This window comes from Nonomuraea sp. NPDC049655 (genome assembly GCF_044465465.1).
Classification (GTDB): domain Bacteria; phylum Actinomycetota; class Actinomycetes; order Streptosporangiales; family Streptosporangiaceae; genus Nonomuraea.
On the sequence record NZ_JBITLS010000017.1, the window covers coordinates 85,778 to 110,908 of the forward strand.

The following is a 25,131-nucleotide window of genomic DNA, read 5'->3' on the forward strand; positions in this document are numbered from 1 at the left end:
CTCCGATCTGCTCTGAAGCGCTTTCCCGTTGATTGGGCTAGTCTCAGACCATTGATGTGCATGCCGGGATCGCTTGTCAAGACCTGAGGACACCTTGGACGATTCGGCGCGTTTGATGACAGTGCTGCGCCCGGTGAAGGCGGGAAACGCCTTCGAGGAGACCGTGGAACGGCTGCTCCAGGCGATCAAACTGGGCGTGGTGGCGTACGGCGACAAGCTGCCGCCCGAGCGCGAGCTCGCCGTGCGGCTGGGCATCAGCAGGGTCACCCTGCGCGAGGCCATCCGCGCCCTTCAGGACGCGGGCTACCTCGACGTGCGGCGCGGCCGGTACGGCGGCGCGTTCGTCACCTATGTCCCCCCGCGGCCCGACGCGGGCGACCTGCGGCAGGCGGTGGCCGACATGGGCATGGCCGAGCTGTCGGACGCGCTGACGTTCCGGCTGGCGGTCGAGTGCGGGGCGGCGCAGGTGCTGGCCGCGGCCGAGCTCACCCCCGCCCAGCGGGAGGTGCTGCTGCGCCGGCTGGCCGAGCTGGACGCGGCGCCCCTGGAGGACTACCGGCGCCTGGACACGGCCTTCCACCTGTCGATCGCCGAGCTGACCGGCTCGACGCTGCTCGCGGCGACGTGCGCCGACGCCCGCTCCCGGGTGAGCGACCTGCTGAACGCGATCCCGATGCTCCAGGTGAACATCGAGCACGCGGCCGCCCAGCACCGGGCCATCGTGGACGCCATCCTGGCCGGCGACCCGGACGCGGCGCGCCGGGCGATGGCCGAGCACCTGGAGGGCACGGCAGCCCTCCTGCGCGCCTTCCTGGCCTGAGCGTGGGCCGGGGCTGTCAGGCGGCGGTGTCCGGGGTGCGGACCTGGAAGGTGCTGCGGGTGCCGTCGGGCCAGGTCAGCGTGATCTCGTCAGCCGTCACCGCCGCCGACGGCACCGTCAGCGTGATGTCGGCCGCCGACGGCGTCCCGGCCTGGTCGCCGTCCAGGACGGCCGCGCTGACCGCCCAGCCGTCCGCCGCCACCCCCTCCAGCACCGGCACGGCCGCCGGAGCTCCGAAGGCGCTGCCCTCCGGCTCGTCGGCGACGTGGGCCCGGCTGTAGCCGCGCATCGCGACCAGCTCGGAGACCAGCCCGTCGCCGTCCCGGACCCCGACCCGGACGCCGGGCCCGCCGGCCTGGTGGGCGGCTGCGACGAGCGCCCAGCCGCTCTGCCGGACCGCCGAGCCGGGCGCGACCCGATGGACGCGCACCTCGACGGCCCCCCTGATCACGCTCAGGCTCTCCACACCGGCGCCCGCCGACGCGGCCCACGCCAGGTCGCCCGCCGAGCCCGTCCCCCGAGGGGTGATCGTGCCGCGCCCGGCGACCGTGCCGTCCGGGCCGACCACGCCGAAGTGGTTGTCGGGGACGCCCGTCGTCGGCGCGGTGCGGGTGGAGTAGGCGTAGCGGTCGTACAGGGGGTCGCCGGGGTGGTGCTGGCTGCCGTGGTTGAGCAGCCGGGCGACGTCGCCGGTGTGCTGGACGACCAGTCCTGGGCCGGGCAGCGCGGCCAGGCCGGTGGGTCCGGGCTCCTCGGGCGCGGTCCACACCGGATGGCCGGCCGGCAGCAGCAGCCCGAGGAACGCCTTCGACGCCCAGTACGGCGACGCCGAGCCGGAGTAGGACTGCAGCGAGGGCTCGTGGGGGCCGTGCCAGCCCAGCGTGAGCAGCCCCTCGGGGGAGAGCGCGCCCTCGTCGAGGAAGCGGCGCAGGACGCCGGAGGCGATGCGGCGGGTCTGGCCGGGGGAGAGCGGGGTGGCCTCCAGCAGGGCGCCGGCGAAGAGTGAGGTCGCCGCGGCGAAGCGGTAGGTGAGGGAGCGGCCGTGGTAGAGCATGCGGCCGTCCTGGTCGAAGGTGAGGGCGTAGCTCTCCAGGAAGCGGCGCAGGCGGGGGCCGGGGGAGCCCTGGCCCGCCAGGTGGGCCAGCAGGGCCGGGTAGAGGTGCATGGCCCAGCCGTTGTAGTGGTCGAAGGAGCGGTTGTCGCCGTCGGCGTACCAGCCGTCGCCGGCGTACCAGGGCTCGATGCGGGCCAGGCCGCGCTCCACCGCCGCGCCGGCCTCCTCGGCGTGCAGGCCGGCGGCCGACAGGAAGCCGCCCACCATGGCGGGGAACAGCCACCAGTTGTTGTCCACCGGCTCGTGGCGCAGGGCCCCGGCCAGGTAGGCGGCGACGCGTTCACGGGTGGCGGGGGACAGGCGGTCCCACAGGCGCTCGCGGGTCAGCCAGAGCGACAGGGCGATCGAGGCCGCCTCGACCATGGGCTGGGTGCGGTCCTCGATCGGCTGCCAGACGCCGGGGCCGGACTCCAGGCCGCGCGCGTACGGGGCCAGCAGCTCCTCGGGGCCGCCGCCGGCCACGCGGAAGGCGGCCAGCAGGAAGGTGCGCGCGTACCCCTCCAGGCCGTCGCAGCGCGACCAGCTCTCGCGTCCCGGCAACGTGATCACGGCGCCGTCCGCGGAGCGGTACGGTTCCACCGCGGCCAGCAGCCCGTCGGCCACCGCCTCCCAATGGGCGCGGGTCCAGCCGGTGTACGGGCTGAGCGTTCGATCCTCCGGCGGAAGCGGGAACATGCGGCACTCCAAAGGGACGTCCGGTCTCGGCCGGGACCTTAGCATCCTGATCGAACGAAAGCATCCGTTCAAAAACGAAAGCACTTCCCGCTAGGATCGTAGGGTCGAGTCAGAAGGAGTCGCGGTGTTCGCCGAACAACGTCATGAGCTGATCCTGCGCGAGGTGCGCGAGCGCGGTTCCGTACGCCTGGCCGAGCTGGTCGACCGGCTCAACGTCTCGATGGTCACCCTGCGCAGGGACGTCGAGCACCTGGCCGGCCAGGGCCTGGTCAACCGCGTGCACGGCGGCATCACCCGGCCCGAGTCCGTGCCAGCCCCGGCCAGGGAGCGCTCCCTGACCCTCGGCATGCTGGTGCCCTCGGCCACCTACTACTACCCCGCGGTCATCAGGGGCGCCCGCGAGCAGGCCGAACGGCTGGGCGCGCGGCTCGTTCTCGGCGTCTCGCGCTACGACGACGAAGAGGACCGCACCCAGGTCAGGCAGCTCGTGGACGGCGGCATCGAGGGCCTGCTGCTCACCCCGAGCAGGCAGCCGGACGCCTCGCACGAGGACTGGCTGGCCGAGCTGGGCGTGCCGGCGGTGCTCGTCGAACGGCGGGCCGAGCTGGGCGGGCCCGCCTCGCTGCTGGACGCGGCGGCCTCCCACCACGCCCACGGGGCCTTCCTCGGCACGCGGCACCTGGCCGAGCTCGGGCACCGGCGCCTGGCGATGGTCTCGCGGGACAGCCCGACGGCCCCCCGGGTGCGGCACGGGTTCCTCGCCGCCGTCCGCGACCTGGGGCTGGCCGAGCCCGTCCACCTCGACGTCGCGCAGGAGGGGCCCTCGCGCGAGCAGGTGGCCGACGTGGTCGCGGCGATCAGGGGCGGGGTCACCGCCATGCTCGTGCACAACGACGAGGACACGTTGCTGCTGGTCCAGCACCTGCGGACGGCCGGGGTGCGCATTCCCGAAGAGGTGTCGCTGGTCGCCTACGATGACGAGGTGGCGGCGCTCAGCGACCCCCCGCTCACGGCCGTCGCGCCCCCCAAGGCCGCGGTCGGCCGCTGTGCCGTCGACCTGCTGGTGAGCCGGATCCAGGAGGGCCCGCGGCGCCCTGCCCAGCACGTGGCGCTGCTGCCCGAGCTGAGGGTCCGGGAATCCACGGTCGCGCCACGTCCGTGACGTTACGCATCCATTTCGTTATTGATCGATTTGTGGCCTCTCTCTAGACAACCGATCGAGTATGAGCGAATGATGCCTTATCGATCGAAAGCGATGAGGAGCCATCGATGGGACGCAAGAGCGCCGGCATTGCCGGACTGCTGGCCGGTATGAGCCTGCTCGCCGCCGCGTGCGGCAGCACGGAGCCGGCGCAGCCCGCGGGCGAGGCGGGCAAGCCCGCCGAGGTCACCTTCTGGGGCTGGGCCAAGGGCACCCAGCAGGTCGTGGACGCCTTCAACAAGTCACACAAGGACGTCCAGATCAAGTACGAGGAGATCCCCTCGGGCAACGCGGGCGGCTACGCCAAGTTCTCCAACGCCGTCAAGGCCGGCAACGCCCCCGACGTCATGTCCGTGGAGTACCCGCAGCTGCCCGACTTCGTGAACCAGGGCGCCCTCCAGGACATCTCGGCCGACGTGGCCGACGTCAAGTCCAAGTACCCGGCCGAGGTCTTCGGCCTGGTCGAGCTGGGCGGCAAGGCGTGGGCGCTGCCCATGGACGCCGCGCCGCAGGTGTTCTTCTACCGCAAGGACCTGTTCGAGAAGAACAAGATCGAGGTCCCCAAGACCTGGGACGACTTCCGCGCCGCCGCCGAGAAGGTCAAGAAGGCCGACGGCAAGTCGCGCATCGCCACCTTCTTCCCCGACGACCCGAGCGTGCTGGCCGCGCTGTCGTGGCAGGCGGGCGGCAAGTGGTTCGGCACCGAGGGCGACGCCTGGAAGGTGACGATCAACGACGAGCCCAGCAAGAAGGTCGCCGAGTACTGGCAGGGCCTGGTCAAGGACGACCTGCTGAAGGTCCAGCCGTCCTTCAGCCAGGAGTGGAACGCCGCCTTCGAGGACGACACCCTCTGGGGCTACGTCGGCGCCAACTGGGGCGCGGGCGTCATGAAGGGCAACCACGCCGGCCAGGCCGGCAAGTGGGCCATCGCGCCGATCCCGAACTGGGGCACCCCGGCCAGCGGCATGCTCGGCGGCACCACGTTCGGCGTGAGCAAGGGGTCGAAGAACGCCAAGGCCGCCGTCGAGGTCGTCAAGTGGCTGACCGGCTCGGAGGAGGCGTGGACCGCCCGCCTGTCCTCGGGCACCTCCAGCGGCTTCCCGGCCATCGCCGACCTCGTGCCGGTCGCGGCCAAGAGCTTCGACGCCTCCTTCTACGGCGGCCAGGACATCTACGCGCTGTTCGCGGAGTCGTACAAGACGGTCCAGCCCGGCTGGACGTGGGGTCCGAGCATGGTCCAGACGCTGACCACCTTCAAGGACGCCCTCGGCAAGGTCTCCAGCGGCGGCACCACCATCCCCGGCGTGCTGGACGCCGCTCAGACGGCCACCGTCGGCGAGATCAAGAGCCGCGGCCTCAACGTCGCCCAGCAGTAGCACGACGCGCGCGGCGGAGCGCCGGCTCCGCCGCGACCCACTGAAAGGCAGCTTGTGACTTCTCCCCTAGGAAGCGGTCGCGGCGGCGAGGGGTGGCGGCGGCGGGGGGCGATCCTGCTGTTCGTCGGGCCGTTCTTCGCGCTGTTCGCGGCCGTGATCGTGGCCCCGCTGGCCTACGCGGTCTACCTCAGCCTGTTCAGCGAGAAGTCGTCGGGGCTCGGCTTCGGCGGCGCGGAGACCGTGTTCGTCGGGCTCGGCAACTACCTGGACACGCTGAAGGACTCCGCCTTCACCGACGGTTTCCTGGTCATCCTCGGCTACTGCGTGCTGTACATCCCGCTGATGATCGGCGGCGCGCTCACGCTGGCGCTGCTGCTGGACTCCGGGCTGGCCAGGCTGGGCAAGTTCTTCCAGCTCGCGCTGTTCATGCCGCACATCGTGCCGGGCGTGATCGCCGGGCTGATCTGGCTCTACCTGTACCTGCCCGGCATCAGCCCCATCGTGGACCTGCTCGGCGACGTCGACTTCCTCGGCGGCGACCACGTGCTCGGCTCGGTGGTCAACATCGCGCTGTGGGAGTGGGTGGGCTACAACATGATCATCTACTTCGCGGCGCTCCAGGCCATCCCGGCCGAGGTCGTCGAGGCGGCCAGGATGGACGGCGCGGGCCCGCTGCGCGTCGCCCTCCAGGTCAAGGTGCCGCTGATCCGCGGCGCCGTGGTCACCACCGTGCTGTTCACGATCATCGGCTCGCTGCAGCTGTTCACCGAGCCGATGGTGCTCGACAACGTCAGCGACGGCGTCGTCAGCACCTGGACGCCCAACATGTACGCCTACAACGAGGCGTTCGGCAACAACGACTACGGCCAGGCCGGCGCGGCCTCCATCCTGCTCGCGCTGCTCGCCGCCGTGCTGTCCTACGCCGTCACGAAGTGGGGGAACCGCCGGTGAAGTGGATGTCCCGCGCCACGGTCAACGTGCTGCTGATCATCTCCGCGCTCTACACGCTGCTGCCGCTGACGTGGCTGCTGTTCGCCTCCACCAAGTCGCTGTCCGACCTGTACTCGACGCCCGGCTTCTCCTTCGCCGGCTTCAACCTGTTCGAGAACATCAGGGCGGTCGCGCAGGAGGGCGACGGCGTCTTCTTCCGCTGGTACCTCAACAGCGTCCTGTACGCCGGGGTCGGCGCGGCGGTCAGCTCGTTCGTCACCGTGATGTGCGGTTACGCCTTCGACAAGTACTCCTGGTTCGCCAAGGAGAAGATGTTCGGGCTGGTGCTGCTCGGCGTGCTGGTGCCGACCACCGCCACCGCCGTGCCGCTCTACCTGCTGGCCTCCAAGATCGGCGTGGTGAACACGTTCTGGTCGGTGTTCGTGCCGGTGCTGGTCCATCCGTTCGGCGTCTACCTGGCGCGGGTGCTCTCCTCCGGGTACGTGCCCGGCGAGGTGCTGGAGGCGGCCAGGTCCGACGGGGCCGGCGAGCTGCGCACGTTCGTGTCCGTGGCGCTGCCCATGCTGCTGCCCGCGTACGTGACGATCTTCCTGTTCCAGTTCACCGCCATCTGGAACAACTTCTTCCTGCCCCTGGTCATGCTGAGCGACCAGCGGCTCTACCCGCTCAGCCTCGGCCTGTACGGCTGGGAGAAGCAGGGCAACGCCTTCCCCGAGTTCCACAGCCTCGTGATCACCGGGTCGCTGCTGTCCGTGGTGCCCCTGCTGCTGGTGTTCGTGTCCCTGCAGCGGTTCTGGAAGGCCGGGATGACGGCGGGCAGCGTCAAGTGAACGAGCTCTCGGGGGAGAACATGAACAAGCCGGTGACGGTCGTCGCCATGGCCGCCGAGGTCGCCGGGCGCATGCTCACCGGCGAGGTGCGCGCCCGGCTGGCCCGGGTGGCCGACGTCCGGGCCGAGGTCGCCGCCTTCGACGGCGCCGACCTGTCGCAGGCCGAGGTGCTGCTCACCTCGTGGGGCTGCCCGCCGGTGACGGCCGAGGTGCTGGCCCGCGCGCCCCGGCTGCGGGCGATCGTGCACGCGGCCGGCTCGGTCAAGCACCACGTCACCGACGCCTGCTGGGAGCGCGGCATCGTGGTCTCCTCGGCCGCCTCGGCCAACGCCGAGCCGGTGGCCGAGTTCACGCTCGCGGCGATCCTGTTCGCGAACAAGCGGGTGATCGACATCGCCCGCGCCTACCGGGCGCGGCGGGCCAACGACGACTGGGACGCCCGCTTCCCCGGCTTCGGCAACTACCGGCGGGTGGTCGGCGTCGTCGGGGCCTCCAGGATCGGGCGGCGGGTGATCGAGCTGCTGCGGCCGTTCGACTTCGAGGTGCTGGTCAGCGATCCGTACCTGGCGGAGGACCTGGGCGCGCGCCGGGTCGGGCTGGACGAGCTGGTCGCCCGCTCCGACGTGGTCAGCCTGCACGCGCCCGACCTGCCCGAGACCCGCCACCTGATCGACGCGGGCCGGCTGGCCGCCATGCGCGACGGCGCCACGCTGATCAACACGGCCCGCGCCGCCCTGGTCGACCAGGACGCGCTGATCGCCGAGCTGACCTCCGGACGGCTGTACGCGGTGCTCGACCACACCGAGCCGGAGTTCCTGCCCGCCGACTCGCCCCTCTACGACCTGCCGAACGTGCTCGTCACGCCGCACGTCGCCGGCTCGCTGGGCGGCGAGCTGGCCAGGATGGCCGACCTCGCGCTCGACGAGCTGGCCCGGCACGCCCAGGGCCTGCCCTTCGAGCACGGCGTCGAGCCCGGCACGCTGTCCCGGTCCGCCTGAAGCCCCCTCTGAACCGCTCTGAACCGCTCTGAACTGCTCTGAACTGCTCAGAGTTCGCCTGAAACACCCCCGGAGAGGAAACATGCGCCTTCAGTTAGTCGCGGCCCTGGTCGTGGCGGCCGGACTGGTCGCCACCCCCGCGGAAGCGGCCGCCGCCCGGAACATCTTCGTCGACTGTCAGGCGCCGGACGGCGGCTCGGGGCGCAATGCCGCCGGGCCGCTGAACAGCCTGGACGCCGTCAACGCCATCACCTTCCGCGAGAAGGACACGATCAAGTTCAGGGCGGGGACCGTCTGCGCCGGCCGGCTCGAACCGGTCGGCTCCGGCACGGCCGCGCACCCCGTCGTCTTCACCTCCTACGGCGAGGGCCCCAAGCCGATCATCCAGGGCGACGGCGGCGAGTGGGCCGTGCACCTGGTGGACAACAGCCACGTGACGCTGGAGAAGCTGCACATCACCAACCCGGCGGCCACCACGGCCAAGCGGACCGGCGTGCAGTACAACTCCACCACCCCCGAGCCGAAGGCCGGGCTGGTCCTGCGGGACCTGGAGATCTCCGACGTCGCCGGATGGGGCAACAAGACCGGGGCGAACGGCTCCTGGTTCGCCTACTCGGCGGGCATCAGCATCCAGGCGCTGCCCGAGGGCAAGGTCGGCTACCTCGACGGCATCACGATCACCGGCAACTACGTGCACGACACGGGCGGCGGCGGCATCAAGATCAGCCGCAAGGGCACCGACTACCACCGGAACGTGCTCATCGCCCGCAACACCATCCGCGCGGTCGGCGGCGACGGCATCGTGGTGCACGCCTCGGACCGGCCGCTGGTGGAGCAGAACCTGTTCGACGAGGGCGGCGCCGGTAAATACCCGTACGTAGACGGAAATTTCGCGGGAATGTGGCCGATCAACTCTGTTGACCCGGTATTTCAGTTCAACGAGGTGACCCGGCAGCGGCCCACCATCTTCGACTCCACCGCCTGGGACTGCGACGGCGGCATCAAGGGCTCGTGCGTCTACCAGTACAACTACTCGCACGACAACGCCGGCGGCTTCTACCTCGGCTGCCAGAGCTGCACCGAGTTCCCCAACTACAAGGCCACCGCCATCCTGCGGTTCAACATCGCCCAGGACGACTGCCGCATCGCGGGCAACGCCTCCGGCGACAACACGAGCCCGCTGTGGCTGTACAACAACACGTTCTTCTGCCCGTCGCAGAAGCTCGACGTGGCCGTGCCCACCGGGAACTCGAAGATCGTCAACAACATCTTCTACGCGCCGTCCGGCACGCTGCCCGCGGCCCCCGGCATCGGCTACGACTCCAACGTCTACCACGGCGGCGTGGCCGTGCCGGCGGCCGACGCCCGCGCGGTGACCGCCGACCCCGGACTCGCCGCCCCCGGCACCGCCGACGGGGCCGCCGACGTGAACGGCTACAAGCTGCTCGAAGGCTCGCCCGCGCTCGCGTCCGGCGCGGTCGTGGACGGTCTCGGCGACCGCGACTACTTCGGCAACCCGGTCGCCGGCACGGTCTCGCGCGGGGCCTACAACGGGCCGGCCACCGCGCCGGTCGTGGCGGGCTCGGTCGAGGAGGCGTACAACAACGTCGCGGTCAGCTCCGACCTCAACCCCAACGTCGGCGGCTTCTCCACCAGCGGCCGTAGCTACTCCGGCCAGGCGCTGGAGAAGGCGGGCCTGACGCCGGGCCGGACCGTGAACGTGCTCGGCGCCGACTTCGTCTGGCACCCGCGCCCGTACGGCATGACCGACAACGTCAAGGCCGCCGGGCAGACGGTCGCGCTGCCGGGGCAGGGCGCCAGGCTGGTCCTGCTCGGAGCCGGCGGCCTGAAGGCGCGCGAGGGCGTGTTCAAGGTCACCTACACCGACGGGACGACCGAGGACAAGACCGTCAGGTTCGGCGACCAGTGGGACGCGACCGCGCCCGCCGGTGGCGTGCTCGTGGCCCGCGCCGACTACCACAACATGACGCAGACCAGCTACAAGAACCCGGCCACCGGGCAGACGCGCGAGTCGGGCGTGTCGGTGTTCGGCTACGCGGTGCCGCTCGACGCGTCCAGGACGGTCGCCACGGTGACCTTCCCGGCGGGCAGCCCGCTGGCGAACGCGGGGTTCCACGTCTTCGACATGAAGATCGCGAGCTGACGCCGTGCCGAGCACCCCGGCCACCGGCCGGTCGCGCCGGGCGTCCGGCCCGCGTCCGGGGTTCCCGGCGCGCGGGCGGGTCCTGTGGGCGGCTCTCGCCCTGGCCGGGGTGCTCGTCGTCGGCATCGCGGTGTCGGGGAAGGAGACCGGGGGCGGGGTTCCGGCGCGGGCGGCGTCCGCGGGCGTGGCGGAGGTGCTCGGGATGCGTCCCGGGGACACGGTCGTCACGTTCGAGGGGGAGCCGGTGAGCGGGGCCGAGGTGCTCAGGGCGGCCGAGACCGTGCGCGCCGAGGTGATCTCCGAGTTCGCCGCCCAGGGGCTCGGCCCTGGCTTCTGGGACCGTCCCCGCGACGGCGTCACCCCGGCGCGGCGGCTCAGGGAGCGGGCGGTGCGGGCCGCCGTGCTGGACAAGGCGCGGCGGATCTGGGCCCGCGAGGCGGGCCTGCTCACCGACGTCAGCGAGCAGGGGTTCCAGCGCGAGCTGGCCGCCGAGAACGCCCGCCGCGCGCAGGCCGCGCGCTCCGGCCGCCCGATCCCGGGCGTGCCCTCCTACGACCAGTACACCTACGCGCAGGTGCGGGCCGCCGAGCTGGACTCGGCGCTCGGCAAGCTGCACGCGGCCACCCTCGACCTGTCCGAACGCCGCCTGCGCGACCGGTACGCCCGCACCGCGGCCCCCGGCGCGCCCCCTTTCGACCAGGTACGCGACAACATCAGGCGGCAGCTCGTCATCGAGGGCTACGAACGGGCCCTCCAGGCGAGAGCCGCCTCATGAGCCCTCCCGCAGCGGACATACAAGGCTGTTCCGGCTCGTACCATCGACTTCTAAGGTCATGGGGAACTGGTTCCAGAGCAACATCGTCACCACGGGACGGCTGCCGCTGTTCTGTTACTTCGTCACGCTCATCGTGGCGTTCATCGCCACCCGCATCAACGTCCGCCTGATCAGGGCCAAGGTCGGCTGGTTCCGCAACGTGAACGTGGGCGAGATGCACATCCACCACGTCGTGTTCGGCGTCGTGCTCATGCTCATCGGCGGCGTGACCGGGCTCATCGTCAACGGCGCCGCGCAGGCCGGGCAGGTGGTCGCCGCCTGCGTGTTCGGCGTCGGCTCCGCCCTCGTGCTGGACGAGTTCGCGCTGATCCTCCACCTTCACGACGTCTACTGGGAGGAGGAGGGGCGCACCTCGGTGGACGCGGTCTTCATCGCCGTCGCCGTGACCGGCCTGCTCCTCATCGGCCTGCGCCCCCTGACCTGGGACTACGGCACGCCGGTCAACCCGGCGGCGCTGATCGTGGCCAACCTCGCGCTGGCGGTGATCACGCTGCTCAAGGGCAAGATCTGGACCGGGATGGCGGGGCTGTTCCTGCCTTTGCTGCTCGTGGTGGGCGCCGTGCGCCTGGCCCGTCCCGGCTCGCCGTGGGCCCGCTGGTTCTTCCGCGGCGGACGCTCGCCCCGCAAGCTGGCCACCGCCGTCCACCGTGAGGAACGCTGGCGGCGGCCGGTCATCAGGGCCAAGATCGCGTTCCAGGAGTTCCTGTCGGGGCGGCACGACCTGCCCTCCAGCCGGCGCGGCCGTCGGCATACTTGACCCATGACACCGCTCGCGCCCCCCGCCGCGCTCTGATGCGCTTACCGCCGTTCCCCGAGCGCCTGCTGCGGGCCCTGTCCCCGGCCGGCGAGCGGCACGGGCTGCTGCTGGCGGGCGGCCACGCCCTGCGGGCCCACGGCTTCACCGACCGCCTGGTCGATGGCCTCGACCTGGTGACCGCCGCGGAAGGGCCCCTGCCGTCCGCCGCCGACGACGTCGTGGCCGCGTTGCGCGCCGGCGGGCTGGTCGCGCAGGTCGCCGAGAGCGCCGCGTGGGCGGCCCGCCTGACCGTCACGGACCCGTCCATCGGGCGCGACGCCGAGATCGTCCTCACCCGCGAGGCGCTGCGCGAGCCACCGGTCGTGTGCGACGGCCTGCCGGTGGCGGCCCCGGCGGACGTGATCGGGCTGCGGGTGCGCGACCTGCACGAGAGGGGGCTGCCGGCCGACGTCGCGGACGCGGCCTCGGCGGCGCACGTGTTCTCCTTCCGCGACCTCGAACGCCTCGCCGCCGTCCACCTCGACGACTTCTCGCCGCAGGAACTGCTCATGCGGCTGGAGTTCGTCGAGCTCATGAGCGACGAACGCTTCGAGGCCCACGGCCTGGACGAACGGCACATCGTGGATATCCGCGCCTTCGCCCGGGAGTGGGCCGAGGACATCAAGCTGCGCAGGGCCGACGACGGCGACGCCGACTACGACGACCCGGACCTGCCCGAGGTCGACTGATCCGGCAGGCCCAGAAGCACCGGCGCGAGCGCCGGGCGCTTGCACACCCGGCCGTCGCCGGAGGAGCGGCCCCGCAGGCGCCGGGCGATCCACGGCCCGGCGAACGAGCCCAGCCAGCGGGCCTCGGCCGCCGCCGTGCGCAGGCGGCCGGGCGGCGGCAGCACGGGCAGCGGCAGGTTCCAGCTGTCGTCGCTGCCGGGCAGCTCCAGCGCGTACGCCACCGACGCGGCGAACCTGGCGTGCCCGGCCGGGCTGGCGTGCAGCCGGTCGGGGCTCCACAACCGCGCGTCGGTCACCGCCGTGTCGGGGAAGGTGTCCACCAGCGTCACGCCGTGCCGGGCGGCGGACTCGCGGACGCGGGCGTTGAGGTCGAGCACGCGCGGCAGCAGCGGCCTGGCCAGCGGCGCGATCCGGCCGATGTCGGGGAAGGTCACGGTCACCACCCGCGCGCCCGCTCCGGTCAGCGCCGCGAACATGTGCTCCAGGTCGGCCGCGACGGCGGCGGCGTCGAAGCCGGGACGGATGACGTCGTTCATGCCCGCCATCACCGTGGCCAGGTCGGGACGGAGCTCCAGCGCGGCGGGCAGCTGCTCGGCGCGGATCTGGGCGGCCACCCGGCCGCGCACCGCGAGGTTGGCGTAGAGCAGGCCGGGATTGCCGCGGGCCAGGTGCTCGGCGAGCCGGTCGGCCCAGCCGCGGTGGCCGAGGACGTCGTCGCCGTCGCCGAGGCCCTCGGTCTGGCTGTCGCCGAGCGCGACGTAACGGGTGTAGGTCACGGGTTCTCCTCCGAGGTCCGGGCGGCGCGCTCGCCGAGCGTCCGGGCGGTGCTCAGGCACCAGTCGCGCATCTCCCGCTCCAGGCGGCAGCCCGCCAGGCAGGACAGGTACGGGCCGACCCGCTCGCCCTCGCGCAGGAACGACTCCTCGTCGCGGTCGCCGCGCAGGCGCAGCAGGGTCTGCTCGAAGAACTCGAGCTTGGCGGCGGCCTCCCCGGCGCGGTCGAGGAGCTGGGCGATCAGCGGCGCCGGGTCGAGCCGGTCGGCCGCGTGGACCTTGACGGCCAGGTCGTCGCGGAGCAGCAACGGCTTGGCCGGGGCCGCGGCGAAGGCGGCCAGCTCGTCCAGGCCGGCCGGGGTGACCGAGAACAGGCGCTTGTTCGGACGGCCGCGCTGGACCACCTCCCGGCCGGTGACCAGGCCGTCGGCCTCCAGCCTGGTGAGCTCGGCGTAGAGCTGCTGGGGGGCGGCGTACCAGAAGTTGGAGACGCCCACGTCGAAGATCTTGGTGAGTTGGTAGCCGCTGTACTCGCCGTCGAGCAGCGCCGCCAGCACGGCATGCCGCAACGCCATCAGCGACGCTCAAGAGCATGACTACTCATGGACATGACTATAGGGCCGCCGCCGATCCCGGTGCCAGGGGGCGGCGATCGCCCGTGCGTCTCCTTCTCAAGGAGGAGGCGTCAACGAAAGTTGACATACTTTGGTCGTCAATCTAAGTTGACCCTGGCGTGGCGGTGCGGATCGCGTTGCGCCATTCGTTGGGCAATTTCGAGAAATGTCGTGAGAGGAGTTGGGGTGCTCAAAGAGCTGCTGGCCTACCTCAGGCCGCATCGGAAAGTTCTGATCGCGGGCGGTCTGCTCGGGTTGATCGGCTCGGTGGCGGGGCTGGCGATGCCCCTGCTGGCCAAGTACGTCGTGGACGCCTTCGGAGAAGACCAGTCGCTGGCCGCGCCGCTGTTAGGACTGACCGTGGCGGTGCTCGTCGGAGCCGTCGTCTCGGCCGGGGGCACCTACCTGATGGAACGCACCGGCGAGGGCGTCGTGCTGGGCGCCCGGCGCAGGCTCGTCGACCGGATGCTCCGGCTCAGGGTCGCCGACGTCGACCGGCTCAAGCCCGGCGACCTGATGTCGCGGGTGACGAGTGACACGACGCTGCTGCGCGCGGTGCTGACCAACGGGATCGTGGAGTCGGTCAGCGCGGTCTTCATGCTGATCGGCGCGATCGTCATGATGGCCACCATGGACGGCGTGCTGCTGCTGGTCACGCTGCTCGTCGTGGTGGTGATCGGCGGCCTGGTCGCGCTCATCATGCCGCGCATCCAGCGGGCGCAGACGCAGGCCCAGGAGGCCGTCGGCGAGATGGGGGCCGTGCTGGACCGGGCGCTGCAGGCGTACCGGACGGTCAAGGCCAGCGGCGCGGAGGAGCGGGAGATCGCGGTCGTCGGGGAGGCGGCCGAGCGCGCCCGTGACCGCGGGCTGCAGGTGGCCGGCTGGACGTCGCTGGCCGGCGTGGCGACCTGGATGGCCGTGCAGATCGCCTTCCTGTGCGTGCTGGCCGTCGGCGGGTCGCGGGTGGCGTCGGGCGTGCTGGAGGTCTCGTCCCTGATCGCGTTCCTGCTCTACCTGTTCTACCTGGTGCCGCCGATCGGGCAGCTCGTCCAGGGCGCCGTCCAGCTCCAGAACGGGCTGGCCGCGATGCGGCGCATCAAGGAGATCGAGGACCTGCCCGGCGAGCCGGTCAGCACCGCCGTCCCGGTCGCGGGCACGCCGGTGGGCCTGCGGTTCCAGGACGTCGTCTTCCGGTACGGCGACGACCGTCCCGCCGTGCACGACGGCGTCACCTTCGAGGTGCCCGCGGGCGGGCTCACGGCGCTGGTCGGGCCGTCCGGCGCGGGCAAGTCCACGGTGTTCGCCCTGCTCGAACGCTTCTACGAGCACCAGGACGGCCTGATCTCCATCGGCGGCCGGGACATCCGCGACTGGCCGCTCGGCGAGCTGCGGGCCGCGCTCGGCTACGTCGAGCAGGACGCCCCCGTCCTGGCCGGCACGCTGCGCGAGAACCTGCTCTTCGCCGCCCAGGACGCCACCGAGGACGAGCTGCGCCGCGCCGTCACCCGCACCCGGCTCGACGACCTGGTCGCCCGGCTGCCCGAAGGGCTCGACACGGCGGTTGGCCACCGCGGCGTGCTGCTGTCCGGCGGCGAGCGGCAGCGCGTCGCCATCGCCAGGGCCCTGCTGCGCAGGCCCAGGCTGCTGCTGCTCGACGAGGCCACGTCCCAGCTCGACGCGGTCAACGAGCTGCGGCTGCGCGAGGTCATCGCCGAGGTGGCGGCCGAGACGACCGTGCTGGTCATCGCCCACCGGCTGTCCACCGTGACGAACGCCGACCGGATCGTGGTGATGGAGGCGGGCGGCGTACGGGCGGTCGGCACCCACGCCGAACTCGTCGCGGACGACGACCTCTACCGCGAACTCGCCGCCACCCAGTTCCTCACGAGCTAGAGGAAAAACAGTGGACCGCTGGACGCTTCGGGGACCGTAGGCGCGGGCTTCGCCTGCTGCCTACGGTGGACCGCCGGACGCTTCGGGGACCGTAGGCGCAGGCTTCGCCTGCTGCCTGCGGTGGACCGCTGGACGCGGTCCACCGTAGTCTTCGGGTGACAAAGGTGAATGTGTTCATTCAGGAGGGTCACCATGAGCCGCAGCGTGCGCGCACCGCGAGGCACCACGATCACCGCGAAGGGGTGGCCGCAGGAGGCGGCGCTCCGCATGCTCCAGAACAACCTGGACCCCGAGGTCGCCGAGCACCCCGAGCAGCTGGTCGTCTACGGCGGCTCCGGCCGGGCCGCCCGCGACTGGCCCTCCTTCGACGCCATGGTCAGGACCCTGACCACGCTGGAGGGCGACGAGACGCTGCTGGTCCAGTCGGGCCGCCCGGTGGGCGTCTTCCGCACCCACGAATGGGCCCCCCGGGTGCTCATCGCCAACTCCAACCTGGTCCCCGACTGGGCCAACTGGGAGGAGTTCCGCCGCCTGGAGGCGGCCGGCCTCACCATGTACGGCCAGATGACCGCCGGTTCGTGGATCTACATCGGCACCCAGGGCATCCTCCAGGGCACGTACGAGACGTTCGCCGCGGTCGCCGCGAAGCGGTTCGGCGGCTCGCTGGCCGGCACGATCACCCTCACGGCCGGCCTCGGCGGCATGGGCGGCGCCCAGCCGCTGGCCGTCACCATGAACGGCGGCGTCGCGATCTGCATCGACTGCGACCCCCGCTCGGTCACCCGCCGCATCGAGCACCGCTACCTCGACGTGCAGGCGGCCTCCCTGGAGGAGGCGCTGCGGCTGGCCTACGAGGCCCGCGACGCGCGCCGCCCGCTGTCCATCGGCGTCGTGGCCAACGCCGCCGAGGCCCTGCCCGAGCTGCTGGCCGGGGGCGCCGAGATCGACATCGTCACCGACCAGACCTCCGCGCACGACCCGCTGATGTACCTGCCGGTCGGCGTCGCCTTCGAGGACATGGGCGCCGAACGCGACAAGGACCCGGCCGGCTTCACCGAGCGGGCGCGCACGTCGATGGCCCGGCACGTCGAGGCCATGGTCGGCTTCAAGGACGCCGGCGCCGAGGTGTTCGACTACGGCAACTCCATCCGCGGGGAGGCCCAGCTCGCCGGGTACACGCGGGCCTTCGACTTCCCCGGGTTCGTGCCGGCGTACATCAGGCCGCTGTTCTGCGAGGGCAAGGGGCCGTTCCGGTGGGCCGCGCTGAGCGGCGACCCGGCCGACATCGCCGCGACCGACCGCGCGATCCTGGAGCTGTTCCCCGACAACGAGCCGCTGGCCAGGTGGATCGCGCAGGCCGGCGAGAAGGTGCACTTCCAGGGGCTGCCCGCGCGCATCTGCTGGCTCGGCTACGGCGAGCGCAACGTCGCGGGCGAGCGGTTCAACGACATGGTGGCCTCCGGCGCGCTCCAGGCGCCGATCGTGATCGGCCGCGACCACCTGGACAGCGGATCGGTGGCCTCGCCGTACCGGGAGACCGAGGCCATGGCCGACGGCTCGGACGCCATCGCCGACTGGCCGCTGCTCAACGCCATGCTCAACACCGCCTCCGGCGCGGCCTGGGTGTCCATCCACCACGGCGGCGGCGTGGGGATCGGCCGGTCCATCCACGCCGGGCAGGTCACGGTCGCCGACGGCACCGCGCTGGCCGGGGAGAAGCTCAACCGCGTCCTGACCAACGACCCCGGCACGGGCGTGATGCGCCACGTCGACGCGGGGTACGAGGAGGCCGCCGAGGTGGCCGAGGCCCGTGGCGTGCGCATCCCCATGCGCGAGTCCTGACCTCGCCGTCGCCGTCCCCCGCGCGGCGCGGGGGATGAGAATGCCGGTGGCGGAGTGTTGGAGGTGGCGTGGCTGACGGATATCACGGTGGGCTCGGCGTGCTGCTCGACGGCCGGAGGTTGTCGCCGGTGCAGCGCAGGATCGCCCATTACCTGGGCGAGCACCTCGACGAGGCGATCTTCCTGTCCAGCGTCGAGCTGGCCGAGCGGGCCGGGGTCAGCCAGCCGTCGGTGACCAGGTTCGCCATGGTGCTCGGCTTCGCCGGCTATCCCGAGCTGCGCCAGGCGCTGCGCCCGCTGGTGCTCGGCGGCGGCGTGGTCGCGCCCCAGGAGAGCCTGCTGCGCAACGCGATCGACAGCGAGATCCGCAACCTCGCCGCGGTCCGCGAGCGGCTGGCCGCCCTCCCGCTCAAGGAGCTGGGCGAGCAGCTCGCCGCCACCGAGCCGCTGCCGGTGCTGGGCCTGCGGGTCTCCTGCGGCCTGGCCACCACCTTCGCCTACTACGCCAGGCGCATCCACCCCGACGTGCGCCTGCTCACCCACGGCGGCTCCGAGCTGGTCGAGGGGCTGCACGCGGCGCGGCGGGCGGGCGCGGAGTGGGTGGTGGCGGTGGTGCTCCCGCGTTATCCCGCCGAGGTCGTGCAGGCGCTGGAGTACGCCGGGAAGCTCGGCCTGCGCGTCGCCGCCATCACCGACAAAGCGGACTTCCCGGCCGAGGTCGTGCTCGACGGCCCGGTCGGGGACCGCCTGGTGTTCGACTCCCACGCGGCCCCCCTGGCCCTGGCCATGGCCCTGGTCGAGGCCATGGCCGACGCCGCGCCGCTGCGTACCAGGGCCAGGCTGGAGGAGTACGAGCGGATGACCGACGAGGCCGGCACGTTCCTACCCGGCGATCCTGCGTAGCGACCGCGTCGACCAGAGCGTCGTGAGCACCGCGAGCACGATGAACAGCGCGAAGGCGATCGGGATCGACGAGTCGTCCAGCCGTCCGGCGAACAGCGCCCGCCCGGCCTCGACCGCGTGGTAGAGCGGGTTGACCGGCGCGATCGCCCGCATCCAGCCGGGCGCGAACGCGATCGGGATGAACAGCCCGGCCAGCAGCATGATCGGCAGCATGAACAGGTTGAGCGTCTGCGACATGCCGTTCTCGTCGCGCACGGTCAGCGCCAGCCCCTGCGACAGCCCGGAGGCGAACAGCCCGGTGGCCGCCATGAGCGCCAGCACCAGCACCAGCTCGACGCCGCCGATGCGCACGCCCATGGCCACGGCCACGACCAGCACCAGGACCGCCTGGCACACCAGCACGACCATGTCCTTGGCCACCCGCCCGAGCACGATGGCCGGCCGCCAGGCGGGGCTGACGGCGTACCGTTCGAGCGAGCCGTTGCGCAGCTCGGCGATCAGGCCGAACCCGGAGAACAGCGAGCCGAACACGGCGATCATCATCATCGACGCGGGCGTGAACATGCGCAGGGCGTCGACCGTGCTGCGGCCCGGCGTCAGGTCCTTGAGCAGCGGCGCGAACATCAGCAGGTAGAGCACCGGCTGCAGGATGCCGAACAGCGGCCAGACGGGGTTGCTGAAGGACTTCTTCAGCTCGTAGCCGGTGAACAGGGCGATGTGGCGGATCATGCGGCGGCTCCGGTGTCGCGCAGGGACCGGCCGGTCTTGGCCAGGAAGACGTCGTCGAGGGTGGAGCGGTCGAGCGCGATCGAGCGCAGGCCGATGCCCTGCTCCTCAAGGACGCGCAGCAGCGCGGGCAGGGTGTGCTCGCCGTCGTCGACGTAGACGCGCAGGGCGTCCTCGTCCAGGCGGACCTCGCGGGCCAGGGGCCGCAGCGCCTCGGCGGCCCGCTCGGGCTCGGCCAGCCGCAGCGTGACGACGTCGCCGGAGACCTCGCGCTTGAGCTCGCCGGGCGTGCCCTCGGCCACGATCCGCCCGTGGTCGACGATCACCAGCCGGTCGCAGAGCGCGTCGGCCTCGTCGAGGTAGTGGGTGCTGAGCAGCACGCTCGTGCCGGCCTCGCGGAGCTGCCTGATGCGGTCCCAGAGATTGGCGCGGTTCTGCGGGTCGAGGCCGGTGGTGGGCTCGTCGAGGAAGAGCAGCGGCGGGGCGTGCACCAGCCCCAGCGCGATGGCCACCCGCCGTTTCTGGCCGCCGGAGAGCGTGCGGCCGGGCCGGTCGGCCATCTCGGCGAGGTCGAAGCGGTCGAGCACGTCGGCCGTGGCCTGCTTCGGGTCGGCCACGCCGTGGATCTTCGCGGCCATCATGATCTGGGCGCGGGCGCTCGTGGTGTCCTCCACGCCGCCCGCCTGGCTGACGTAGCCGAGCCTGCGGCGCACGGCCTCGGGCTCCTTGCGCAGGTCGTGGCCGGCGACGACGGCGGTGCCGGAGTCGGGCGTGATCAGCGTGGCCAGCATGCGGATCGTCGTGGTCTTGCCGGCGCCGTTGGGGCCGAGCACGCCGAAGATCTCGCCCTTCTCGACGTCGAGGTCGATGCCGCGCACGGCCTCGACGGTCTGCGAGCCCTTGCGGCTCCTGGTGGTGAACGTCTTGCGTAACTCACGTGCCTCAATGATCATTTTTCTCCTCAGGGCAGTTCGTCCTTCTCGACCCGGCCGATCGCGCCTTCGACCCAGTCGAGCTGGGCCTGGAGCATGGCTTGGGTCAGGCGGAGGTTCTCGTCGAGGTGGCGGGGTTCGCCGTAGCGCTGCTTGGTGCCGTACGCGTGGTCGATGGTCTCGATGTTCAGTCGCAGTTGCCGAATCCTGCCATGCAGGGCGTCGAGAATCTCCTGCTTTTTCATCCGGTGCATGAACGTCAGCGCGACCTGGAAGGGGTCGACGACGGGTCTCACCTCGGACCAGCTGTGCATGAGCAGCCGGTGGAACTCGTAGCGGCCGGCCTCGGTCAGCTCGTAGACGACCTTGCCGCCCTTGCCGGCCTCGACGACCGCGAGCAGCCCCTCGTCGGCCATCTTGCCCAGGCCGTGGTAGATCGAGCCGAAGGCGACGTTGGCCCAGGTGTCGGCGCCCATCATCTCCAGCCGGCGGCGTACGCCGTAGCCGTTCATGGGGCCGTCGAGCAGGGAACCGAGGATCAGGATGCGCGTGGACGCCGACATGTGCTCAAGTTTGTACTCAAATTTGTATGACCGTCAAGGTCATAAACTCGGCCCCATGACTGAACGACCGACTGCGCTGGTCACCGGCGCTTCCCGTGGTGTGGGCGAGGCCGTGGCGCGGGCGCTGGGCTCCACGCATCACGTCATCCTCGGCGGCAGGGACGAGTCCGCGCTCGCCAGGCTGGCGGCCGAGCTGCCGGACGCCCGGCCCTGGCCCGTCGAGCTGACCCGGCTCACCGAGGCCGACGTCGACGGCGTCGAGCGGCTCGACGTGCTCGTGCACAGCGCCGGGATCGCCCTGCTCGGCCGGATCGCCGACCAGCCCGCCGGCAACTGGCGCACGACCATGGAGCTCAACGTCGTCGCGGTCGCCGAGCTGACCCGGCTGCTGCTGCCCGCGCTGCGCCGCGCCCGGGGGCACGTCGTCTGCGTGAACTCAGGGGCGGGGCAGCGGGCCAACCCCGAGTGGGCTTCGTACGCGGCCAGCAAGTTCGCCCTGCGCGCCTTCGCCGACGCGCTGCGCCTGGAGGAGCCCGAGCTGCGGGTCACCACCGTCTACCCGGGCCGGGTGGCCACCGACATGCAGCGCGGCGTGCGCGCCCAGGAGGGCGGCGCGTACGAACCGGACAAGTACCTCACCCCGGAGACCGTCGCGCGGGCCGTGCTCGCCACGATCAACGCCGGACCCGACGCCCACCTCACCGAACTGACCATCAGACCGAGTGCGGGCCCGGCCAACTGACATCTGAATGAATCCATTCACTACAGTGGACCCATGCTTGAACCACTCGCGCACATAGGACGAGATCCCCGCTCCGGCGGATACGTGAGAGACGCCTGGTCGGCCGCCGACATGGAGCTACGCGGGTGGTTCGCGGGCGAGGCCGCGCGCCGCGGGCTCGACCTGCGGGAAGACCGCAACGGCAACCTCTGGGCCTGGTGGGGCGACCCGTCGCGCCGGCCCGGCGTGGTCACCGGCAGCCACCTCGACTCCGTGCGCCACGGCGGCGCCTACGACGGCCCGCTCGGCGTGGTGTCCGCCTTCGCCGCCCTCGACCTGCTGCGCGAACGGCAGGTCACGCCGGGCCGGCCGATCGGCGTCGCCTGCTTCACCGACGAGGAGGGCGCCAGGTTCGGCGTGCCGTGCATGGGCTCCCGGCTGCTCACCGGCGCGCTGACGCCGGAACGCGCGCTCGCGCTCACCGACGACGACGGCGACACGCTGGCCGACGTCATGACGCGGGCCGGCCGCAAGCCGGCGGACGTGGGCCACGACGCCGAGACCCTGGCCACCGTCGGCACGTTCGTCGAGCTCCACGTCGAGCAGGGCCGCGGCCTGGTGCACGAGGGCCGCCCGGTGGGCGTGGCCAGCGCCATCTGGCCGCACGGCCGGTGGCGGTTCGACTTCCACGGCAGGGCCGACCACGCGGGCACCACCCGGCTGGCCGACCGCGACGACCCGATGCTGCCCTTCGCCCGCCTGGTGCTGGCCGCCCGCGAGGCGGCCGAGCGGCACGACGTGGTGGCCACGGTCGGTAAGACCCGCGTCTCGCCCGGCAACGCCAACGCCGTCCCCGGCCTGGTCACGGCCTGGCTGGACGCCCGAGGCCCGGCCGAGCCCGCGGTCCGCGCCCTGGTCGAGGAGCTGTCCGCGGGGGCCGGCGCGGACGTGCGTGAGGAGTCGTGGACCCCCGAGGTCGCCTTCGGCGCGGCGCTGAGGGACCGGCTGGCCCGCGTGGCCGGCGGCGACACGCCCGCGCCGATCCTGCCGACCGGAGCGGGCCACGACGCCGGAATCCTCGCCACGGCGGGCGTCCCGAGCGCGATGTTGTTCGTACGCAACCCCACCGGCGTGTCCCATTCCCCCGAGGAGCACGCCGACCAGGCAGACTGCCATGCGGGAGTGGTGGCACTCGCGGACGTGCTGGAGGATCTGTGTCGCTGACCTACTGGTGCGAGCAGGCCTGGTTGCCCGACGGGGTCGCCCACGGCGTCCTCATCGAGGTCGAGGGCGCCCGGATCGCCCGGATCGGGCGGGGTGAGCCCGGCTCGGCCGAGCGGCTGCCCGGCCTGACCATCCCCGGCCTGGCCAACGCCCATTCCCACGCCTTCCACCGGGCCCTGCGCGGCGCCACCCAGCGCGGCAAGGGCGACTTCTGGACCTGGCGCGACCAGATGTACGAGGTCGCGGGCAAGCTCGACCCCGACACCTACTTCCAGCTCGCCAGGGCCGTCTACGCCGAGATGGCGCTGGCCGGGGTGACCTGCGTGGGCGAGTTCCACTACCTGCACCACGGCCCCGGCGGCCGCCCGTACGAGGACAGGAACGTGATGAGCCACGCGCTCGTCCAGGCCGCGCGCGAGGCCGGGCTGCGCATCACGCTGCTCGACACCTGCTACCTGTCCGGCGGCATCGGCGTGCCGCTGTCGGGCACGCAGTTGCGCTTCAGCGACGGCAGCGCCGACGGCTGGGCGGCCAGGGCCGACGAGCTGGCCGCCGCCTACGAGGGGCAGCACGACGTGGAGATCGGGGCCGCCGTCCACTCCGTGCGCGCGGTGCCGCCCGAGCAGATGCCGGTGGTGGCCGAGTTCTCCCACCGGCACGGCGCCCCGCTGCACGCGCACGTCTCCGAGCAGCGCGCCGAGAACGCGGCCTGCGCCGAGACGTACGCCGCCACGCCGGTCCAGATCCTGCACGAGCGCGGCGTGCTGGGCCCGCGTTCGACCGCGGTGCACGCCACCCATCTGACCGACTCCGACGTGGAGCTGCTCGGCCAGTCGGGCACGTACATCTGCATGTGCCCCACCACCGAGCGCGACCTCGCCGACGGCGTCGGCCCGGCCAGGGCGGCGGCCGACCGCGGCACCCCGATCACGCTCGGCTCCGACGGCCACGCCGTGATCGACCTGTTCGAGGAGGCCCGCGCGGTCGAGCTCGACGAGCGGCTGACCAGCGAGCGGCGCGGCCACTGGAGCGCCGCCGACCTGCTCACCGCCGCCACGGGCGCCGGGCACACCTCGCTCGGCTTCGCCGACGCCGGCCGGCTCATCCCCGGGGCGTGGGCCGACCTGGTGTCGGTCCGGCTCGACTCGGTGCGCACGGCGGGCATCGGCGGCCTGGAGGCCGTGGTGTTCGCGGCCACGGCCTCCGACGTGCACTCGGTGGTCTCCGGCGGCCGCAGGGTGGTCGCGCAGGGCCGCCACGAGCTCGGCGACGTCGGGCACATGCTCTCCGAGGCGATAGGAAAGGTGCGATGACCACCACGCTGATCGACGGGATCGGGCTGCTCTACACCGGCGACCCCGAGCGCGAGGAGATCACCGACGCGGCGCTGGTCGTCGAAAACGGCCTGGTGGCCTGGGTCGGCCCCGCCGCCCAGGCGCCCGACGCCGACGAGCGCCTGCACGCCGGCGGCCGGGCCGTGCTGCCCGGGTTCGTGGACAGCCACGCCCACCTGGTGTTCGCCGGCGACCGTACGGCCGAGTTCCAGGCCCGCATGTCGGGGCAGCCGTACACCGGCGGGGGCATCAGGACGACCGTCGCCGCCACCCGCGCGGCGAGCGACGCCGACCTGGCCACGCACGCCCGCGCCCTGGTGGAGGAGATGCTCGCCCAGGGCACCACCACCGTGGAGATCAAGAGCGGCTACGGCCTGTCCGCTGAGCACGAGCGCCGCTCGCTGGAGATCGCCACCACCCTCACCGACGAGACGACCTACCTGGGCGCGCACGTCGTCCCCGAGGGCGCCGACGCCGACGACTACGTCCGGCTGGTGACGGGCGAGATGCTCGACGCCTGCGCCCCCTACGCCAAATGGGTGGACGTCTTCTGCGAGCGCGGCGCGTTCGACGGCGACCAGACCAGGGAGATCCTGAACGCCGGGATCAAGGCCGGGCTCCAGCCCCGGGTGCACGCCAACCAGCTCACCGAGGGGCCCGGCGTGCGCATCGCCTGCGAGCTGGGCGCGGCCTCGGCCGACCACTGCACCCACCTGTCGGCCGCCGACGTCGACGCACTCGCGTCGAGCGGGACGGTGGCGACACTGCTGCCGGGGGCCGAGTTCTCCACCCGCTCGCCCTATCCCGACGCGCGGCGGCTCATCGACGCGGGCGTCACGGTCGCGCTGGCCACCGACTGCAACCCGGGCTCGTCGTTCACCTCGTCGATGCCGTTCTGCGTGGCGCTGGCGGTGCGCGAGATGGGGATGACGCCGCTGGAGGCGGTGCGCGCGGCCACGTACGGCGGGGCCCGCGCGCTGCGCCGCACGGACGTAGGCTGGCTGCGTCGGGGAGCCCGCGCCGACCTGGTCGTGCTCGACGCCCCCTCCTATGTCCACCTGGCGTACCGACCCGGTGTTCCCCTTGTCCACCAGGTGTTTCAGGCCGGTCTCCTCCTTTAGGAGGACGTCCAAGACCCTCCCTCTGGCGTAGCTGTTT

Annotated in this window: 23 protein-coding genes; 17 read left to right on the forward strand and 6 right to left on the reverse strand. The window is 72.2% G+C overall.

Translation table 11 applies throughout. The annotated features are described in order from the left end of the window. The first annotated feature begins 115 nt into the window (after nt 1-115). Entirely contained in the window at nt 116-820 is a 705-nt protein-coding gene (locus tag ACIBQ6_RS42785; RefSeq protein WP_358283588.1) for an FCD domain-containing protein, read from the forward strand. Between the two features lie 16 nt (nt 821-836). On the opposite strand, the gene ACIBQ6_RS42790 is transcribed toward ACIBQ6_RS42785, so the two are convergent. Then, nucleotides 837-2,609, reverse strand: a complete 1,773-nt coding sequence (locus tag ACIBQ6_RS42790) for a DUF2264 domain-containing protein (RefSeq protein WP_397218646.1) — start codon at nt 2,607-2,609, stop codon at nt 837-839. A gap of 124 nt (nt 2,610-2,733) precedes the next feature. On the opposite strand from ACIBQ6_RS42790, the gene ACIBQ6_RS42795 reads away from it, so the two are divergent. The 9 genes from ACIBQ6_RS42795 (at nt 2,734) to ACIBQ6_RS42835 (ending at nt 12,449) form a co-directional block, all read left to right on the forward strand. Then, nucleotides 2,734-3,771 carry a substrate-binding domain-containing protein gene (locus ACIBQ6_RS42795; RefSeq protein WP_358283593.1) on the forward strand — a complete coding sequence of 346 codons (1,038 nt, stop codon included), beginning with the start codon at nt 2,734-2,736 and terminating at the stop codon, nt 3,769-3,771. A gap of 107 nt (nt 3,772-3,878) precedes the next feature. After that, nucleotides 3,879-5,186: an extracellular solute-binding protein gene (locus ACIBQ6_RS42800; RefSeq protein WP_352350182.1), complete on the forward strand. Its 1,308-nt coding sequence runs from the start codon at nt 3,879-3,881 to the stop codon at nt 5,184-5,186. A gap of 54 nt (nt 5,187-5,240) precedes the next feature. Beyond that, a complete protein-coding gene (locus tag ACIBQ6_RS42805) occupies nt 5,241-6,137 on the forward strand; it encodes a sugar ABC transporter permease (protein WP_358283596.1) in 897 nt (298 codons plus the stop codon). Nucleotides 6,138-6,142: 5 nt separating this feature from the next. Next, nucleotides 6,143-6,967: a carbohydrate ABC transporter permease gene (locus tag ACIBQ6_RS42810; RefSeq protein ID WP_352324996.1), complete on the forward strand. Its 825-nt coding sequence runs from the start codon at nt 6,143-6,145 to the stop codon at nt 6,965-6,967. Then, entirely contained in the window at nt 6,964-7,965 is a 1,002-nt protein-coding gene (locus ACIBQ6_RS42815) for a hydroxyacid dehydrogenase (protein WP_397218648.1), read from the forward strand. The genes ACIBQ6_RS42810 and ACIBQ6_RS42815 overlap by 4 nt, the downstream gene beginning before the upstream one ends. 82 nt (nt 7,966-8,047) lie before the next feature. Beyond that, on the forward strand, nt 8,048-10,129 hold the full coding sequence (locus ACIBQ6_RS42820) for a right-handed parallel beta-helix repeat-containing protein (RefSeq protein ID WP_397218650.1): 2,082 nt from the start codon (nt 8,048-8,050) through the stop codon (nt 10,127-10,129). Between the two features lie 4 nt (nt 10,130-10,133). Further along, a complete protein-coding gene (locus ACIBQ6_RS42825) occupies nt 10,134-10,904 on the forward strand; it encodes a hypothetical protein (RefSeq protein ID WP_397218651.1) in 771 nt (256 codons plus the stop codon). Nucleotides 10,905-10,962: 58 nt separating this feature from the next. Further along, on the forward strand, nt 10,963-11,721 hold the full coding sequence (locus ACIBQ6_RS42830) for a hypothetical protein (protein ID WP_387667845.1): 759 nt from the start codon (nt 10,963-10,965) through the stop codon (nt 11,719-11,721). A gap of 35 nt (nt 11,722-11,756) precedes the next feature. After that, the gene (locus ACIBQ6_RS42835) at nt 11,757-12,449 is read left to right on the forward strand and encodes a hypothetical protein (protein ID WP_358283608.1); all 693 of its coding nucleotides are present in this window, start codon (nt 11,757-11,759) and stop codon (nt 12,447-12,449) included. Here ACIBQ6_RS42835 and ACIBQ6_RS42840 read toward each other — a convergent pair. Both ACIBQ6_RS42840 and ACIBQ6_RS42845 read right to left on the reverse strand, forming a co-directional pair. Continuing rightward, on the reverse strand, nt 12,416-13,225 hold the full coding sequence (locus ACIBQ6_RS42840) for an SGNH/GDSL hydrolase family protein (protein ID WP_397218652.1): 810 nt from the start codon (nt 13,223-13,225) through the stop codon (nt 12,416-12,418). The two genes, ACIBQ6_RS42835 and ACIBQ6_RS42840, sit on opposite strands and share 34 nt — an antisense overlap. Beyond that, nucleotides 13,222-13,797, reverse strand: a complete 576-nt coding sequence (locus tag ACIBQ6_RS42845) for a PadR family transcriptional regulator (protein ID WP_397218653.1) — start codon at nt 13,795-13,797, stop codon at nt 13,222-13,224. The genes ACIBQ6_RS42840 and ACIBQ6_RS42845 overlap by 4 nt, the downstream gene beginning before the upstream one ends. A gap of 225 nt (nt 13,798-14,022) precedes the next feature. Here ACIBQ6_RS42845 and ACIBQ6_RS42850 point away from each other — a divergent pair, with 225 nt between their 5' ends. The 3 genes from ACIBQ6_RS42850 (at nt 14,023) to ACIBQ6_RS42860 (ending at nt 18,473) form a co-directional block, all read left to right on the forward strand. Beyond that, complete coding sequence (locus ACIBQ6_RS42850) at nt 14,023-15,729, forward strand: ABC transporter ATP-binding protein (RefSeq protein WP_397218654.1); 1,707 nt, start codon at nt 14,023-14,025, stop codon at nt 15,727-15,729. Nucleotides 15,730-15,921: 192 nt separating this feature from the next. Then, the gene (gene hutU / locus ACIBQ6_RS42855; RefSeq protein WP_397218655.1) at nt 15,922-17,571 is read left to right on the forward strand and encodes a urocanate hydratase; all 1,650 of its coding nucleotides are present in this window, start codon (nt 15,922-15,924) and stop codon (nt 17,569-17,571) included. A 68-nt stretch (nt 17,572-17,639) separates the two neighbouring features. Beyond that, entirely contained in the window at nt 17,640-18,473 is an 834-nt protein-coding gene (locus ACIBQ6_RS42860) for a MurR/RpiR family transcriptional regulator (RefSeq protein ID WP_358283619.1), read from the forward strand. Here ACIBQ6_RS42860 and ACIBQ6_RS42865 read toward each other — a convergent pair. Genes ACIBQ6_RS42865 through ACIBQ6_RS42875 form a run of 3 tightly spaced genes read right to left on the reverse strand, consistent with a single transcriptional unit; the run spans nt 18,453 to nt 20,694 of the window. After that, nucleotides 18,453-19,202: an ABC transporter permease gene (locus ACIBQ6_RS42865; RefSeq protein WP_364324563.1), complete on the reverse strand. Its 750-nt coding sequence runs from the start codon at nt 19,200-19,202 to the stop codon at nt 18,453-18,455. The genes ACIBQ6_RS42860 and ACIBQ6_RS42865 overlap by 21 nt on opposite strands. Then, nucleotides 19,199-20,149 carry an ATP-binding cassette domain-containing protein gene (locus ACIBQ6_RS42870; RefSeq protein WP_387669264.1) on the reverse strand — a complete coding sequence of 317 codons (951 nt, stop codon included), beginning with the start codon at nt 20,147-20,149 and terminating at the stop codon, nt 19,199-19,201. Before ACIBQ6_RS42870 ends, ACIBQ6_RS42865 begins: the two co-directional genes overlap by 4 nt. A gap of 11 nt (nt 20,150-20,160) precedes the next feature. Next, the gene (locus ACIBQ6_RS42875) at nt 20,161-20,694 is read right to left on the reverse strand and encodes a PadR family transcriptional regulator (RefSeq protein ID WP_352326833.1); all 534 of its coding nucleotides are present in this window, start codon (nt 20,692-20,694) and stop codon (nt 20,161-20,163) included. Nucleotides 20,695-20,749: 55 nt separating this feature from the next. Between ACIBQ6_RS42875 and ACIBQ6_RS42880 the strand changes: the two genes are divergently transcribed. From ACIBQ6_RS42880 to hutI, 4 genes are read left to right on the forward strand one after another with little or no spacing between them, the layout of a single operon-like run. Next, nucleotides 20,750-21,436 carry an SDR family oxidoreductase gene (locus tag ACIBQ6_RS42880; protein WP_397218656.1) on the forward strand — a complete coding sequence of 229 codons (687 nt, stop codon included), beginning with the start codon at nt 20,750-20,752 and terminating at the stop codon, nt 21,434-21,436. A gap of 33 nt (nt 21,437-21,469) precedes the next feature. After that, on the forward strand, nt 21,470-22,639 hold the full coding sequence (locus ACIBQ6_RS42885) for an allantoate amidohydrolase (RefSeq protein WP_358283627.1): 1,170 nt from the start codon (nt 21,470-21,472) through the stop codon (nt 22,637-22,639). Further along, nucleotides 22,630-23,952, forward strand: coding sequence for a formimidoylglutamate deiminase (locus ACIBQ6_RS42890; RefSeq protein WP_397218657.1), 1,323 nt, complete (start codon nt 22,630-22,632; stop codon nt 23,950-23,952). Before ACIBQ6_RS42885 ends, ACIBQ6_RS42890 begins: the two co-directional genes overlap by 10 nt. Beyond that, nucleotides 23,949-25,094, forward strand: coding sequence for an imidazolonepropionase (hutI, locus tag ACIBQ6_RS42895; protein WP_397218658.1), 1,146 nt, complete (start codon nt 23,949-23,951; stop codon nt 25,092-25,094). Before ACIBQ6_RS42890 ends, hutI begins: the two co-directional genes overlap by 4 nt. Nucleotides 25,095-25,131 lie beyond the last annotated feature (37 nt).